Source organism: Micromonospora sp. NPDC048169, assembly GCF_040652815.1.
Taxonomy (GTDB): Bacteria; Actinomycetota; Actinomycetes; order Mycobacteriales; family Micromonosporaceae; genus Micromonospora.
The window spans coordinates 31,441-47,245 of the sequence record NZ_JBEZMS010000039.1 but is presented as its reverse complement, the minus strand read 5'-3'; the positions used below and the strand labels follow the sequence as shown (position 1 = coordinate 47,245).

At 71.7% G+C, this 15,805-nt stretch carries 10 protein-coding genes; 1 reads left to right on the top strand and 9 read right to left on the bottom strand.

Translation table 11 applies throughout. The features are described 5' to 3' along the window. Window positions 1-143: 143 nt before the first annotated feature. Window positions 144-1,778: an FAD-dependent oxidoreductase gene (locus AB0D28_RS25395; protein ID WP_357389660.1), complete on the bottom strand. Its 1,635-nt coding sequence runs from the start codon at window positions 1,776-1,778 to the stop codon at window positions 144-146. After that, window positions 1,775-2,305, bottom strand: coding sequence for a DUF5987 family protein (locus tag AB0D28_RS25390; protein ID WP_357389658.1), 531 nt, complete (start codon window positions 2,303-2,305; stop codon window positions 1,775-1,777). Before AB0D28_RS25390 ends, AB0D28_RS25395 begins: the two co-directional genes overlap by 4 nt. A gap of 217 nt (window positions 2,306-2,522) precedes the next feature. Between AB0D28_RS25390 and AB0D28_RS25385 the strand changes: the two genes are divergently transcribed. Next, window positions 2,523-2,930: an SgcJ/EcaC family oxidoreductase gene (locus AB0D28_RS25385; RefSeq protein ID WP_357389656.1), complete on the top strand. Its 408-nt coding sequence runs from the start codon at window positions 2,523-2,525 to the stop codon at window positions 2,928-2,930. Window positions 2,931-2,990: 60 nt separating this feature from the next. Here AB0D28_RS25385 and AB0D28_RS25380 read toward each other — a convergent pair whose 3' ends face one another. From AB0D28_RS25380 to AB0D28_RS25350, 7 genes are all read right to left on the bottom strand, one after another. Further along, entirely contained in the window at window positions 2,991-4,385 is a 1,395-nt protein-coding gene (locus tag AB0D28_RS25380; protein WP_357389654.1) for an MFS transporter, read from the bottom strand. Between the two features lie 259 nt (window positions 4,386-4,644). Then, entirely contained in the window at window positions 4,645-5,640 is a 996-nt protein-coding gene (locus AB0D28_RS25375; RefSeq protein WP_357389652.1) for an enediyne biosynthesis protein, read from the bottom strand. Further along, window positions 5,637-7,574: a VCBS repeat-containing protein gene (locus AB0D28_RS25370; RefSeq protein WP_357389663.1), complete on the bottom strand. Its 1,938-nt coding sequence runs from the start codon at window positions 7,572-7,574 to the stop codon at window positions 5,637-5,639. Before AB0D28_RS25370 ends, AB0D28_RS25375 begins: the two co-directional genes overlap by 4 nt. Before the next feature lie 52 nt (window positions 7,575-7,626). Beyond that, window positions 7,627-9,000 carry a cytochrome P450 gene (locus tag AB0D28_RS25365; protein ID WP_357389650.1) on the bottom strand — a complete coding sequence of 458 codons (1,374 nt, stop codon included), beginning with the start codon at window positions 8,998-9,000 and terminating at the stop codon, window positions 7,627-7,629. Beyond that, the gene (locus AB0D28_RS25360) at window positions 8,997-9,542 is read right to left on the bottom strand and encodes a flavin reductase family protein (RefSeq protein WP_357389648.1); all 546 of its coding nucleotides are present in this window, start codon (window positions 9,540-9,542) and stop codon (window positions 8,997-8,999) included. The genes AB0D28_RS25365 and AB0D28_RS25360 overlap by 4 nt, the downstream gene beginning before the upstream one ends. Beyond that, a complete protein-coding gene (locus tag AB0D28_RS25355) occupies window positions 9,542-9,985 on the bottom strand; it encodes an acyl-CoA thioesterase (protein WP_357389646.1) in 444 nt (147 codons plus the stop codon). Before AB0D28_RS25355 ends, AB0D28_RS25360 begins: the two co-directional genes overlap by 1 nt. After that, entirely contained in the window at window positions 9,982-15,777 is a 5,796-nt protein-coding gene (locus AB0D28_RS25350) for a type I polyketide synthase (RefSeq protein ID WP_357389644.1), read from the bottom strand. Before AB0D28_RS25350 ends, AB0D28_RS25355 begins: the two co-directional genes overlap by 4 nt. Between the last annotated feature and the right edge of the window lie 28 nt (window positions 15,778-15,805).

Here is a 15,805-nt window from a genome sequence, read left to right as displayed (position 1 = left end):
CCGTCCCGGGGGGTGCGGCTGACGCGCCGGGCTCCGGGCTTTCCCCAAATCACGGCCCCCCCCATGGCCTCGGGCCCGCGCGGCCGCGCGGGCCCCCCCCCCCCCGCCACGCGGCCGGGTCCGTCGAGGCGGACCCGGCCGTTTCACGCCTGGGCGAGGAGAGGACGGCGGCTGCTGGTGCGCGCCTCCGGCGGCTCGGCCACGTACCGCACCCCGACGCCGCGCCGGGCGACCGCCTCGACGATCCGGGGCACCGCCCGCTCGGCCAGCGCCGCGATGGTGAAGGCCGGGTTGACGGTCAACGCACCGGGCACCGACGAGCCGTCGGTGACGAAGATGCCGGGGTGGTTGCGCAACTCGTGCGTGTCGTCCAGGGCGGAGGTCTGCGGGTCGTCGCCGATCCGGCAGGACGACAACGGGTGCACCGTGTAGGCCCCGATCACCTCGTTGCTCCACGGCATCACCTTGGCCAGGCCGTCACGCTCCAGGATGTCGCGCACGTCCGCGTCGGCCCGCGCCCAGGCGGCCCGGGTGTTCGCCGTCGGGTCGTAACGCAGGGGGCCGCGGCTGAGCATCTGCTGCGAGACCCGGTCGGCGTTGCCGGTCTCCGGCGGCGGGCCGAAGACACCCTCGTTGTCGTCCTCGGACATGATGAAGATGGTCAGCCACGACTGCCAGCGGCGCAGCATCTCCTTCTTCTCGACGCCGAACCACGTGGGCCCGGTGGCGTCACGCACCTGAGCGAGGATCGTGCCGAATCCGGGCGGGAAGTACAGCTGCTCCAGCGAGTAGCGGTGGAACTCCGGCAGGTTCCCGTCGAGCCGGTCCCAACTGGCGCAGACCGGGCCCTTGCCGATCTGGTATCCCTCGTAGGCCCGCCCGTCGGGGCGGGAGAGACCGAGCACCTCGCGCACCCGGTTCTCGTCGACGACCGCCGTGTTGAGCCGCTCGCCGTTGCCCGAGAAGTACCGGCCCACGGCGGCCGGCATCTCGCCGAGGTCGTCCTCGGAGCGTTGCAGGATCGCCGGGGTCGCCGCCGCGCCGGCCGCGACGATCACGACCTTGCAGTCGATCGCGCCGCTGCCTGTGACGTTGCGGTAGTCCACCTCGTCCACCGTGTTGAAGTGCACCCGGTAGCCGTCGTCGGTGCGCGAGATGCGCTGCACCTCGTGCAGGGGCCGGATCCGGGCGCCGTGCGCCAGCGCCCCGGGCAGGTAGTTGAGCAGCAGTGAGCGCTTCGCGTCGAACCGGCAGCCGGACATCATCCAGTTGCAGTTCGTGCACTTGTCCCGGTCGATGGCGGCGGGCACCGGGTTGGCCGTACGGTCCGCGTGCGCGCACGCCGCCCCGAACAGGCCCCCGGAGTACGTGACGTCGTTCCAGTCCTGACGGGTGATCGGCAGCGACTCGGCGACCATGTCGTACCAGGGATCGAGCTCGGCACGGTTGATGCTGCTCGGCCACAACCGCCGTCCCGCGCCGCCGAGCCGCTCGAAGGCGTACCGGGGCGCCCGTGGCATGGCCGCGAAATAGACGACGCTGCCGCCGCCGACGCAGTTGCCACCGAGGATGTTCATGCCGTCGCCCATGGTGAACTCGAAGGCCCGGGTGCTCGAGCTGCCGAACTTGAAGTCGTGCTCGAACTCCTCGCCGGTGAGCCACGGACCGCGTTCGAGCACGACGACGCGGGCGCCGCCGGCAGCGAGCCGGTAGGCCGGGATCGCGCCACCGAAGCCGCTGCCGATCACCAGGACGTCGGTGGTCTCAATACCTGTCATGCGGGATCTCCCGAGGGTGTGGTGTGCGGGTGCGGGGAGGCGAGCACCCGGCGGTAGGAGAAGTCCGGGAAGCGCCACAGGCCGTCGGCGTCGGGCCCGTTGAAGCCCATCGTGGTCAGGCCCGGGTGGCCGGCGGCCAGGGCCTCGGTGGTGTGCACGGAGGCACCGGTGTCCCAGGCCATCACGCTGAACATGGCGAGCGGGACCCACAGGTCCTGCTCGTCGGTGCGTGGCGCCATCAGCTCGGCGGCCAACGCGGTCCGGTCGTCGAAGTCCAGGGCGACGAAGGCGGGAACGCTGTCGTCGAGGGTCAGGCCGTGCTTGTCGGCGTACGCTTGCGCGTGGTCGTTGAGCCCGATCACGAGCGTCGGCAGCAGCCCGCCGAGGCCGCCCTCCTCGGACGCCATCAGATCGACGGCGCCGGACGCGACAGCGCCCCCGCCGTCGGCCGCGCCGGCGACGGCTCGGTCGGTGGCGTGCCGCCGCTCTCCGGGGATGATGGTGTCCGCGAAGGCCTCGAGCGTCATCACCTCGGAATCGGTCAACCGCGTGGATTCCGGTGGCATCCCTGCACCGCCTTTCTGCGAACGTCGAATCGAATTCTCATGTTCATTCGCTGCGCCGTTCGGGGTCATCTCTGGGCTTGCGGCACGATGCTGCGCACGCGTGAAGGCGCTACGCGGGCACGGATGTGGACACGATGGGGACGGCCGTTCCGCCGTCTCGTCGAGAAAGAGAGAGCCGATGACTTCGACTACCGCATCCACCGAACAGGCCGCCATCGCCGCCGTCCCGGCGCGCATGGTCAACGCGTGGCGTGAGCACGACGCCGACGCCTTCGCCCGGTTGTTCGCCGAGGACGGGACGCTGATCCTGCCCGGCGTCCTCGTTCAGGGACGCGAGGCCATCAGGCAGTTCATGACGAACGCGTACGCCGGTCCCTACCGCGGTACGACGGTCACCGGGACGCCGATCGCGATCCGGCCGCTCGGTCCCGGCGCCGTGGCGCTGCTGACCGAGGGCGGGGTGATCGAGGCCGGCGCCGAGGAACTGGCGCCCGAGAACGCGATCCGGGCGTCGTGGATCCTCGTCAAGGAGAACGACGACTGGGTGCTCGCGGTCTATCAGAACTGCCCGCGCGACCGTTCCTGACGTCCCTTTCGACCAGACCGAACACGCCGCCGGTGAATACACACCGGCGGCGTGTTCGTCTCACCGCTGCCCGGTGGGACTCAGTTCGGCGGAAGCCGCCGGGGACTGCGTGTAACGCCGGCTCAGCTGTCGGTACGAACGGCTCAGCATCGCCAGGACGGTGACGATCAGGCCGACGACGCCGCTCAGCATGAACATGAGCGCGAGGCCGCGGTCGGTGCCGGTGCCGTACCAGCCGCCGATCGCCCGGGCACCGGCGCCGTCGGTCATGAACGGGACGACCAGGAACTGGGCGATCGGCGCGACCAGGAACGCGGCCAGCGGTGAGGCGGCCTGCTCGACGCTCTGCGCGAAGCCGAAGACGCGCCCCTGCCGCTCGTAGGGCACCACCTTCTGCAGGATCGTCTGCTCGGAGGCCTCCGCGTACGGCTGGAGCAGGGTGTAGATGAACATGCCCACGGACAGCAGGATGATCGAGGACCGCACCGGGAACAGCAGGGTGACCGCCCACAGGCAGAGGTTCACGATGAGCAGCAACCGCACCGGGTTCCTGCTCAGGCCGGTCCGGGCGATGATCAGCCCGCCGACGATGAAGCCCGTGGACAGCACACCCCAGAGCAACCCCCACGCCTGGACCGACATCAGCGTCAGTCCATAGGGGGTGATCAGCGCCAGGAACACGCCGCTGAGAACGTTGTTGAACGCCGAGAAGACGATCAGGCCACCCAGCCCGGACGCCTGGCCGATCACCCGAATGGTGCCCCGCAGATCCACCATGCCGCCCGGCACGGCCACGTCGGGCGCCGGCCCGTGGGAGGCCGGCTCACCCGGACGGGTGTCGGTGGCCGCGCGCTCGGGAACGGGCACGAGGCGCAGGTGCGCCACGGAGGCGGCGAGCACCACCAGGGCCAGGACCAGCACCCAGAACATGCCGTCGACCGCCACGAGCACGCCACTGATCACGTTCGTGACGACGCCGACCACCCCGATGGTGGCACCGATCAGGCCGTTGGCGCGGTCCCTGGACTCCTCGGGGATCAGGACCGTCACCAGCGTCGGCAGTGCGATCAGGCGGATGTTGCCCGTGACGACGCCGAACATCAGCACCACCACCAGCGTCCACAGGACCACGCTGGTCGGGTCGGTGAACGACTCCGGCGACGCGGTCTCGTAGATCACGAAGGCCACGAGGTACAGCACCAGCGACACCACCGACGACACCTGCATCATCGTCTTCTTCGGATGGCGGTCGACCAGGCTGCCGAACCAGATGCCGGTCAGCGCGGACATCGCCAGGAAGAGCCCGGAGATCACTCCCGTGGCGAACACCGAGCGCGTCTGCACGTACACATAGAAGGTGACCCCGAACCAGACGGTGACGTTGATGATCGAGACCAGCACGGTGCTGACCAGAAGATGGTGGAAGGCCTTGCGCCTCACGTCGACGATGCTCATAAACGCCTCCCGCTTGAACGCCAGGTGAGTTCGGGCTCCGGGGCATCCGCGATCGCCCGGCGGCTTGGCGGTGCCGGGCGGCCGGGTGTCACCCGGACGACGCGACCGGGCCCAGTCTGGCCTCACGCCCGAACCCGGGGCATCTCCTGAAAAGCGCCCTCAGCGTCCGGCCGGGGCCGGGCTCGGGCGCGACGGCGTGGGCGCCGCCGCCGTCACGGGTACGGCGGCGACGCCCACACTGGTCGGCGTGGCGGCGTGCCTAGGCCAGGGCCGGGGCCAGCTGCGGCCGGCGGCTCTCCCGGTACGAACGCACCCACCAGTACAGGCCGCGGATGACACACACGATGGTGACCGCGAAGAACAGCGTGTAGACCACGTTGAAGACCATCAGGATGCCGTAGACGGTGGCCACCGAGGCGCCGAACATGAACATCGCGCGGCCGGTCGAGGGCGTCGTGCCCGGGTCCGTGATCATGTAGTTGGTGAACAGGACGAAGGCCACACCGGTCATCGGCACCAGCGCGCCCCACAGCGAGACGTCCCAGATCCAGTGCCGTACCAGTGCCTGGATGACGAAGCCGCCCGCCCAGCCCATGATCAGCAGGACCTTCCTGGTGAGCATGGCGTTCAGCACGGTGCCCGCCGTGAGGATGACGAACGGGACGATGAACGAGATCGCGTCCGGCACCGACTCGGTGAAGTGGTACGGCGGCGCGATGTTCACCCACGAGAAGGCGAGCAGGGTGATCGTGATGCCGAAGTTCGACGGGTTCAGGAAGTGGCGCATCCGTCCCTTGATCGGGGCACGGAAGACGTACTTCTGCCCGATCGCCACCACGACGGCGAACGCGATGGGCCAGAAGTGCACGTTGGCGTAGAGCAGCATGTTGCAGGCCAGCGCCGTGATGTGGGTGGGCAGCAGGAAGGTGTACATGCCCCACGCGCCGTTGCCGGCGTACTCCGGCCGGCGGCCGTTGGCCCACGCCGCCACCGACTCGATGGCGATCTCGGCGGTGTAGCCGACGGCCAGGGCCAGCAGCGGCCAGAGCCACGGCTGCTCGAAGCCGAGCACTGTGTAGCCGAGGATGTTGAAGACGCTCATCGAGATGGCGAAGTTGCGCAGCGCCTTGTAGCGGGGGTCGGCGGAGTCGACGCGGGCGGGCTCACGCGCCGCCTCTCCGGAGGCCGCGGCTGGTGAGACCAGCGGCTCTGCCGGCCGGGTCCTCGTCGCGGTCCGAACCTCGGTGTCGGTCATCGTCCTGGTACCTCCGTTGCCTGCTCGGTGAGCATTACGTCGTGCCACCCGTTGGTGAGGTCGAGCGTCTGGCTGCGGGCGACCCCGTTGGCGTCACGCCACTTGACGGTGGCCTCGACGGGCTGCGAGCCGGCGTCGCCGAGCCCGAAGAAGACGTCGAAACTGCGGCGGCCGCTGTGCCCGCCGCCACCGTCGAGCTGCGAGATCTGCATCCGGCCGTCGGCCCTCTTGATGCAGACCTGCGCGCCGTACGCGGGCGTACGGGCCCGGTCGTCGCCGAGCGCCGGGCGGAAGAGCCGCAGCCCGAGGAAGTTCCCCTTGCCGGCCTTGGCGTTGCGGTAGTAGACGGGCGCGTCCCACTGGCGGGCCACCGCGAAGTCCTGGCCACCGTCGTTGTCCGCGTCACCGACGGCGATCCCGCGCGTCGGCACCGGCACCGCGAGGCCGAGGTCCTCGCTGACGTTGAGGAACTTGCCGTCCTTGCCCGGCGCCCAGAACGCCAGCTTCTGGTGTCCGGCGATGTCGTCACCGGGCTCGGCCTTCGGCCACATGTGCGGGTTCTGCAACATGAGGTCGTTGCTCATGGCCAGTTCCTGCAGCCAGGGCCAGCGGTTGATGGTGCCCTTGACGAAGCCGTCCGCCTGCACCACCGCCAGGCGCCCGCTGTTGTCGAAGTCGGCCATCTTGGCGTCCCAGCCCCAGCCGGTGAAGGCCATCTGGTGCTCGGCGGCCTTCTGGTCGTACGGGGCGATGCCCTTGCGGAGCTTCCGGCCCGCCTCCTGCTCGTTCGCGGCGTTGTTGCGCCAGACGAAGTTGCTCTCCTCGATGCCCCACGGGGTCGTGATGTTGCTGACGAACATGTCGAACCGGCCGGTGCCCATCAGGTCGCCGAAGTCGATCGACATGCCCTTGAAAGAGTCGTGGCCGAGCACCATCGACTTCGGCGTCATGGCGCCGCGGCGTCCCTCCGTACCGGCGAACTTGATCTTTCCGGGGGTGGACACGTTGTGCAGGAGGTGGTCGTTGCCGAAGTCGTTCGCCAGGTACAGCTCGGGCAGCAGGTCGCCGTCCAGGTCCGCAGAGCCGGCTCCCAGCGTCCAACCGGACGCCAGCTTCGGCGGCACGGCGCCGGGCTGCTCCTGGTAGTTCACCGAGGGCCGGTCGCCGCCGGTGGCGCCGGTCCAGCGCAGCACGTGCGCGCCACCGCCGTTCTTCGCCCGGGACATGGAGTGGTTCATCTCGACGTTGCGCGGGGAGTCCGGGTCGAGTACCCCGCTGTCCGGGAAGTAGTTGAACACCCCGATGTCAGGGTGCGAGTCACCGTCGAAGTCGGCGACCGCCACCGCGTTGGTGTTCCACAGCGGGCCGTGGTAGCTGCCGTCCGCGGAGGGCGACTGGGGCACCAGCTCGGTCGGTTGGTAGGCCGCCTTGCTGAGCGACGTCGAGGCGCCGGCCTGCTTGTTGAGGAAGACGATCGGCGTGCGACCCCAGTAGTAGGTCAGCAGGTCCATCCGACCGTCCTGGTTGAAGTCACCGGGCGTGCAACCCATCGGCGCGACCCCCGGGCCGCTGGGCAGCGGCGCGGGATCCAGCACGAACGGCGCATACCGGGTCCCGGTTCCGGGTACGGGGGTGACGATGACGGAGTCGCTGCGGGTGTCCACCAGGCAGAGGTCCTGGGGGACGCCCGCCCCGGTGAGATCGTTGACGGCGATGCTCGCGCCGACCGACGAGATCCAGGAGCGGATGTGCTGGTAGTCCTGGTTCACCCGGCGGACGTTGTTGTTCGGCAGACCCGGCGGGAGGGCGATCGGGAGTTCGGTGAACTGGTAGCGGGACGAGATCTCGGCCCGCTCCGAGGCTGATGCGGACGGTGCGCGGGCGATGGCGTAGAGGCCGGCGACCAGCAGGATCGCGAACAGGGCCGGCAACATCCGCCGTGGCCGTCCGATCGTGGGCGTTGACAAGAGGCTCTCCATTCAGGGGTCAGGCGGCCTGCACCGTTACCGGCAGTCCACCGCGGATGCGCAGCGACAGCATCGGTTCGGCGACGACCGGTCGGCCGGGAAGCCCGGTCAGCCGCAGGTCGCGGCAGAGCAGGGCGAGCACAAGAACCGCCTCGAGCAGACCGAGGTGGTTACCCACGCAGAAGCGGGGGCCGGCTCCGAAGGGGATGTAGGCGAACCGCGGCCGGTCCGTCCCGGCGTCGCCGAGGAAGCGCTCCGGGTCGAACCGGTCCGGTTCCGGCCAGAAGGCCGGATGGCGGTGCAGGGTGTACGGCGAGACGAGCACGTCCGCTCCGGCGGGCACCCGGTAGCCGCCCACCACGTCGTCCTCGATCGCGATCCGGGGAAGCAGCCAGACGGGCGGGAACAACCGCATGGCCTCGGAGATGACGGCCGAGGTGTAGGTCAGCCGCCGCAGGTCGTCGTACTCGGGAGCCCGGCCGCCGAACACCTCGACCGCCTCGTCGTGCACCCGCTGCCAGACCTGCGGGTGCCGGTCCAGCAGGTGCAGGCTCCAGCTCAGCGTGCTGGCCGTGGTCTCGTGCCCGGCCAGCAGCAGCGTCACCAACTCGTCGCGCAGGCGCATCCGCCCCGTGCGGGGGTCGGCCTCGCGGTCGGCCGACACGATGAGCCGGGACAACACGTCGTCGGCGTCGGTCCTGCGCGCGCGTCGCTCGGCCACCAGGCGTTCGACGACGACCTCCAGGCGCTGCCGCGCCTTGCGGAACCGCATCTGGTGCGGCAGCGGGATCCACATCGGCACCATGCTGAGCGTCTCCAGCTCGAACATGGCCTGGTCCTGCACCCGGGCGAAGTCGGTGCCGATCCCGTCGAACTCGTGCAGGTCGGCGTCGAGCAACGTGCGGCCGAGCACGCCCAGGGTCAGGCCGGTGAGTTCGTCGACCAGCTGCACCGGGCCGGCGCCGATCCGGCTCCGCAACCGGTCGACCAGCCGGGCTCCCTCGGCCGCGACGGCCCCGGCCTGTTCGGCGATCCGCCGGCTCTGGAAGGCCGGCTGGATCACCTTGCGCTGTTCCTTCCAGAGCTCGCCCTCGCTGGTGAGCAGGCCGTCGCCGAGCGCCCGCCGGGCGTGCACCAGGCCGATGCCCTTGCGGTAGTTGGCGGCGTTGCCGGCCAGCACGTGCTTGGCAGTCTCGGGATGGTTGAAGAAGTAGAGCGCCTTGTGCCCGACCGGCAGCCGGGCGGCGTCGCCGTACTCCCGTGCGGCGCCGGTCATCATGGCCAGCCGGTCGCGGTTCATCTGGGCGAGCAGCCGCAGCGCCGACCGCCGGGACGGCCCCGGCAGGGCGCGCCCCCGCGACGGGGTGTCGGTGGGCGTGAAGGCGGCGGTCATGCCGCCCTCCGGTCGGCCGCGTCGCACTCGATCCGCCCGAACCGGCCGCGCAGGAAGACCAGTACGTCCTCGTCACTGCGGCCCGCCATGCTGAGCAGCCGGCCGACGAAGATGCTGTGGTCGCCGCCGTCGTACGTGCGCCACAGCTCGCACTCGAAGTGCGCGGCCGCGCCGGCGATCAGTGGGGCGTCGCACCAGGCGCCCCGCAGGCAGTCGGTGTCGGCGAACTCCGCGACGCCGATCGGCCGGCGCCCGGCGAAGTGCCGGGCCACCTTCTCCTGACCGGCGCTGAGCACCGACACCCCGAAGGTGCCCGCCCGCACCATGGCGCTGTGCATGTTGGCGTTGCGGTCGACGCAGACCAGCACCAACGGCGGTTCCAGCGACACCGCGGTGAAGCTGTTCGCCGTCATGCCGTGCGGCTCGTCGCCGCCGGTCGTCACCACCGTCACCCCGGTCGCGAAGGAGCCGAAGGTGCGCCGCAGCAGGGCCGTGTCCTGCACCTGCGGCACCGGTTCGCGTTCGGTCTGCAGCTCGGTCATCAGCGGGCCCTCGCCAACTGATGGGTGTACGGCTCCAACGCGCGCACCAGCGCCTCCGGCACCCGCGACGGCACGGTCCGGTTGTTCGGGCCGCGCATGCACGCCACCCGCTGCATCCCCCGGGCGACGAGCGTCTCGCCGCCCTCCGGGTTGAGCCGCACGTAGTCGAAGCCGAACTGCAGCTGGGTCTGACCGAGCTCGACCAGGCGCATCCGGATGGAGACCTCGTCGAACGCGGTGATCTCGGCGTAGAACTCGCAGTCCACCTTCAGCGTGAACAGCTTCAGGTCGTCCTGCAGATCGGCGAGCACCTCCGCGGCACGCTCCTTGAGGAACAGCTCACGCGCCCGGCCCTGCCACCGCAGGTAGTTGACGTAGTAGACGTTGCCCACCAGGTTGGTCTCTTCGAAGCCCACGGTGTGGCGATACTCGAAGTACTTCACTGGCCCTCCTTTGCGAGTACGGCGAAGACCACTGGCTCGGCGGCGCCGCCGCGTACCGTCGCCGCCAGGGCGCCGATACGGATGTCGCCGGAGGCGAGGGTGACCCAGCCAGCGCGTTCGGTTCCGGCGAGCGTGAGCGGGGCGTCGGCCGAGGCGCCCGCCTTGCGCAGGCACTCGATCGCCGACCAGACCCGGGTGGCCGCCACGTCCAGCGGCTCGGCGCACGTCTCGGCGATCAGGCGGGCCAGGTCGAGGTGCCGGCCGAGCAGCCCCTGCCAGTCGTCCTCCGTCCGGGCCGTGACCGGCTCGACGTCGCAGCCGAGCTGCCCCTCCCCCACCGCGCACAGGGTGAGACCGGCGCCGTGCGACGCGGTCAGCGTCAGGTTCCCGTCGATCTCGGGCCGCCCGTCCGGGCGGTACCGGACGTTCACCGGGCGGTTGACGGCCCGCCAGGCCGCGCGGGCGGTGCGTACCCGCCGCGTGCCGACGTGGTCGCCGGTGTCGTCGCCCGGGTCGTCCGGCTCGACCACCACCGCCGCCCGGATGCCGGCCAGGTCGCCGATCGTGCGCTCCAGGTACGGCCCGAGCAGCGCCGGCACCCACGGGCCGCGCCCGTCGCGCTTGCGTACCGCCCGCAGGTGCAGTCCGGTCCAGCGCTCGATGACCGAGCCGTCCGCGTCGCGCAGGGCGATGTCGTAGACGTACGTGTCGCCGTCCCGGCTGCGCTCGGTGGCGCAGTAGCGCAGCTCACCGGCCCGGTCGAGCCGGTCACCGGCGGGGTGCAGCTCGTCCACCCGCACCGGCAGCAGCGTCGCGTCCGGCACGCAGACCTGGTTGCCGTGCATGAGGGTGTCCCGCACGCCCGGGTCGCCGAGCACGAGCGCGCCGGGCAGGAAGGCGGCGAACCAGTCGGTCTGCGGCAGCGCCTCGACCACGACGTCCACGTCCCGGGCCTGCGCCCGCCGGTAGCCGCGCAGCCGCTGGAACCGGCCGCCCTGGAAGAGCACGTCGCCGTAGAGGTCCACGGCCGGGTCGAGGGCCACCGGCGGCATCCCCTCGCCGACCTGGTCGGGGGCGCCGCCGGCCGGGCCGGTGTCGCGCCGGAGCAGCCGGGCGCGGAAGTGGTCGGCCGCGAACGCGGTCTCCTCGCTCTGGATCACCACGTCGACCGCGTCGTCGTCGGTGCGCACCGCGGCGATCCGGATCGTCGTGCTGCCGCCCGGCGGCACCACGATCGGCCGCTCGAACCGGGCGTCGGTGATCGCCGGCGCTCCGGTCCAGCCGGTCAGGGCCCGGGTCACCTGCGCCATCGCCTCCATGCCCAGCACCGCCGGGAACAGCAGGTTGCCGTCGAGCAGGTGGTCGGCGAGGTACGGGTCGGTGCCGGCGTTCAGCTCCGTCTCCACCACCAGCTCGACGCCGTGGTAGCGCACCAGCGGCCGGTCCACGAAGCGCAGCAGCGGCAGCGGCGGGTTCTCCCGCTCGACCGTGTGGATGCCCTCGGTCCGGCCGCTGATCACCACGGTGGACGGCACCGACGGGTCGGCGAGCAGCCGGCGCAGCATCGCCAGGCCCTGGTCCGGGGTGATGGCGGTGACGCCCTCGCGGGCCAGCGTCTCGACCACTGACAACCGCTCGCCCATGCCCACGCCCGACCAGACCGACCACTCCAGCACCAGGGCGCGGCAGTCCGGGTGGTCCGCGCCGTAGCGGGTGACCAGGTCGTCGAGCCACTCGTTGGCGATCGAGTAGTGCGCCTCGCCGCGCAGCCCCGCCCGGCCGATGATGCTGCCGAGCGCGACCAGCAGCTTGAGCCCACCGCCGCCGACGGCGTCGAGGACGTTGCGCAGGCCGTCCACCTTGGGTGCCAGCGTGCGACGGACCAGGTCCTCGTTCACGCCGGTGAGGGCGGTCGGCTCGTTGCGCCCGGCACCGTGCAGCACCGCGGTCACCGGACCGCCGAGTTCCGCGGTGAGCGACTCGACCGCCGCGCGCACCTGGGCCGGGTCGGTGACGTCGGCCCGCGCGTACCGGACGGTGACGCCCTGCTCGGCGATGCGGGCCAGGTTCGCCGAGATCTCCGGGTCGGTGGCCGCGTCGGAGCGGCCGAGCAGGGCCAGCCGGGCACCGCTGTCCTTGGCCATGGCCAGGGCGCACTCGGCGGTGATGCCCTTGGCGCCGCCGGTCACCAGCAGCACGTCGGACTCGTCGAGCGCCGCCTCGGTGCGCTCCGCGCTCACCGGCAACGGGCGCAGCACCGGCACGCGGCGGGTGCCGTCGGCCTCGTACCACGCCTCGGTGAAGCTCGTGGTGCCGGCGACCTCGGCGACGATCCGGTCCACCGCGTCGGGTTCCGGCGCGATGTGTACGACAGTGGTGCGGATGTGCGGCGCCTCCAGGTGCAGGGTCTTGGCCAGACCTGCCGCGCCCCGCCCGTGCTGCACCAGGACGAACCGGCCACCGGAGGCGCCCGTCACCGCGGCCCGGGCCCCGGCGAGCGCCTCGGCCAGATCCGCCTCCTCGCAGTCGGTCGGCAGCAGGACCAGAACGCCGCCGCCGACGTCGCCGCGCTCGAGCGCGGCCCGCAGCGGCTCGGCCAGCGGGTGCTCCGCCGGGGCGTGCACCTGCCAGCTGCCGCGCTGCTCGACGCCGGCCGCCGCCGGCACGTCGCGCTCGTCGAGGTCGACCCGCCAGGACCGCACCCAGTCGGCGGCGCCGGTGACGATCGGCGCGGCCTCGGTGACGCCCTCGACCGTCTCCGACCCGCGCAGTCCTTCGAGGGCCTCGGCCAGCTCGGCGAGGGTGGCGGTGGCGAAGTTGGCGGGCGTACGGCTCGGCGGGATGCCGATGCTCTGCGCCACCCGGTTCACCATCTGGCCCACGGTGATCGAGCTGAAGTGCAGGTCGTCGAGCAGCCGGCTGTTCATGTCGACCAGCTCGGGCGGCAGTTCCGCCCGTTCCGCCGTCATCCGGCGCAGCAGGTCGGCGACCGACTCACCGGCCGGGCCGGACACGGGTTGCGCCTCCGGCGTGCTGGACGGCGCCGCCGGAATCCCGCCGCGGTTGCGGGCCGGCACCTGCGGCGCGGCCTCGCACGGGCTCTCGAAGAAGCTGAACTCCGTGCCCACCGCCAGCGGGCGCACCAGCCGCCCGTGGAACAGCGCGGGGTCGACGTCGGTGGCCCCCACCACGAAGGCCGCTCCGAGCACCCGCAGCAGGCCGACCGACGACTCGTCGTCGGTGTCCAGCGCGACCGCCGGCACGTCCACCACGCCGCTCGCCAGGCCGCTGAGCACCCGGCCGGGGCCGACCTCGATGAGCAGGTCGACGTTCTTGGCGGCCACGGCGACCGCCTGGGCGAACAGCACCGGCTCGGTGATCTGCCGGGTGAGCAGGTCGGCCAGGTCGGTATCGGTGGGCAGTTCCTCACCGGTCACCGTCGAGACCACGCGCCGGTCGGGTGTGCCGAAGGACTCCCGGCGCAACAGGCCGCCGAAGGCGCCCGCGGCCTCGGCGACCAGCGACGAGTGGAACGCGTGGGAGACGGCGAGCCGGGTCGCCGCGACGCCTGCCTCCTCGGCCCGCCGGCAGGCCTGCTCGACGGCCTCGACGCTGCCGCTGATCACGGTCTGTCCGGGTCCGTTGTGCCCGCCGACGACCGCCGACAGTCCGGCGATCAGCCGTTCGGCCTGCTCGGGCCCGCAGGACAGACCGGCCATCGTGCCGGAGGAGCTGTGCTCGGCCATGGTGCGGCCGCGCAGGGCGGCCAGGCGCAGCACGGTCTCGTCGTCCATCGCCCCGGCCCACTGGAGGGCGGTCAGCTCGCCGAGGCTGTGCCCGACCGCCACGACCGCCTCCAGGCCGAGGGTCCGCAGCACGCGCTGGCCGGCGATCGAGCCGGTGACGATGCGCGGCTGGGCCACCTCGGTGGCGACCATGTCGCCGCTGCGGGGCAGCGCGGCGGCGCGGTAGACCTCGTCGGCCTCGGCGAAGCGCCGGCGCAGCGCGCCACCGCTGGTGCCCTTGCCGGAGCCCTGCCCGGGGAACAGGAAGCCGATCTCCCCGTCGCCGATCTGTCCGAAGCAGGTACGACCCCCGTCGGCGAACAACTGCGGCTCGCCGGCGTCCAGGGCGTCGACCACCGCCTTCAACCGGTTCGTCGCGTCCGACGGGGAGTGCGCCACGACCGCCGCCCGCCAGGGCAGCTCCCGCAGCTCGCCGTGCAGGGTCGCGGCCAGGTCACTGAGCTGCGCGTAGCTGATCGACGGCACGAAGTCGGCCACCCGCTTCAGCCGTTCGCGCAGCTCGGCCGGGGTCAGCGCGTCGAACACCAGCAGCTCGGCGTCCTGGGCGCCGGCCGCGATGGCCCGGGTACGGCTCCCGTAGCGCACCTTGCGCACCGGCTCGCCGCGGTCCAGGACGAGGTGCGTGTTGATGCCGCCGAAGCCCATCGCGGTCACGCCGGCGCGCACCGGGCGGTCGTCCGGCCACGGTTCGGCCCGACGCGCGACGCGCAGCGCGGCGTTCGGCGACTCGAAGACCTCGTGCGGGTCGACACAGCCGACGGTCGGCGGGATGACCTCGTTGTGCATCGCCATCGACGCCTTGATCAGCCCGGCCACACCGGCCGCGGCCTTGGTGTGCCCGATCATCGCCTTGACCGACCCGATCACCGCGGGCGCGGCGCCCGGGTCGGCGGCCAGCCGGTTCTGGTTGAGCGCGGTCAGCTCGTTGGAGTCGCCCACCTTCGTGCCGGTGCCGTGCCCCTCGAACAGCGGCACGGTCTCGATGCCGAAGCCGGCGCGGGCGTACGCCCGGTTGAGGGCGAGGTGGTAGCCGCGGGTCTCCGGCCGGGTGATGCCGCCGCGCCCGTCGGAGGAGATGCCCCAGCCGGCGATCGTGGTGTAGATGCGGTGGTTGCCGCGCAGCGCGTCACTCTCACGCATCAACACGACCATGCCGCAGCCCTCGCCCGGCCAGAACCCGTTCGAGCCGCGGTCGTAGACGCGCATCTCGCCGGTGGCCAGCGCCCCGGTCTTGGCGAACCCGATGACCTCGAACGGGTCGACCGACAGGTCCACCCCGCCGGCCACCGCGACGTCGAGCTCGCCGTCCGCCAGCGCCTTGCAGGCGGTGGCCACCGAGAGCAGCGAGGACGAGCACGCGCCGTCCACCGTGTAGCCGCCGCCCTGCAGGTCGAAGTGGTTGCAGATGCGCCCGGCGATGGTGTTGGACAGGCCGCCGGCCAGGGTGTCCTCGTCGACCGCCGGGAACGGGCTCTTGTACGTCTGCTCCAGGTCGTCGAGGAGAGCGTCCAGGTCCTCGTCGGCGAACCCACGCTCGCGCAGCACCGCGGTCACCGTGCGCTGCACGTACGGCCAGCGCAGCCGCAGCTGGTTGGCGCGGGAGAACTCGCCGGTGAGCGTGTTGCCGACGATCACGCCGGTGCGCTCCCGGGGCAGGCCCTCGGCCATCGGAAAGCCGGCGTCGGCCAGGGCTCCGGCGGCCACGTCGAGAGCCAGCCAGTGCGTCAGGTCGGTGGAACGGTACGTGCTGCCGGCCACCTTGTACGCGATCCGGTCGAACTCGTACGCGTCGATGACCGCCGCGTTACGGGCGTAGAAGCGGTCCGGGGTACGGGGATCCGGGTCCCAGTAGTCCTCCAGCCGCATCCGGACGTCCGGCAGCCGGCGGAACGCCCGGCGGCCGGCGATGGCGTTGTCGAAGAGTTCCTTGGGGGTGGTGGCGTCGGGATATCGGCACGCCATTCCCACCAGCGCGATTCTGGACATGGGCGATCGGGGCTCCTCACATGGACGG

Bases quoted from the DNA above. Each gene is read 5' to 3' on its own strand.
- AB0D28_RS25395 (WP_357389660.1), bottom strand. From the start codon at position 1,778: ATGACAGGTATTGAGACCACCGACGTCCTGGTGATCGGCAGCGGCTTC.
- AB0D28_RS25390 (WP_357389658.1), bottom strand. From the start codon at position 2,305: ATGACGCTCGAGGCCTTCGCGGACACCATCATCCCCGGAGAGCGGCGG.
- AB0D28_RS25385 (WP_357389656.1), top strand. From the start codon at position 2,523: ATGACTTCGACTACCGCATCCACCGAACAGGCCGCCATCGCCGCCGTC.
- AB0D28_RS25380 (WP_357389654.1), bottom strand. From the start codon at position 4,385: ATGAGCATCGTCGACGTGAGGCGCAAGGCCTTCCACCATCTTCTGGTC.
- AB0D28_RS25375 (WP_357389652.1), bottom strand. From the start codon at position 5,640: ATGACCGACACCGAGGTTCGGACCGCGACGAGGACCCGGCCGGCAGAG.
- AB0D28_RS25370 (WP_357389663.1), bottom strand. From the start codon at position 7,574: ATGTTGCCGGCCCTGTTCGCGATCCTGCTGGTCGCCGGCCTCTACGCC.
- AB0D28_RS25365 (WP_357389650.1), bottom strand. From the start codon at position 9,000: ATGACCGCCGCCTTCACGCCCACCGACACCCCGTCGCGGGGGCGCGCC.
- AB0D28_RS25360 (WP_357389648.1), bottom strand. From the start codon at position 9,542: ATGACCGAGCTGCAGACCGAACGCGAACCGGTGCCGCAGGTGCAGGAC.
- AB0D28_RS25350 (WP_357389644.1), bottom strand. From the start codon at position 15,777: ATGTCCAGAATCGCGCTGGTGGGAATGGCGTGCCGATATCCCGACGCC.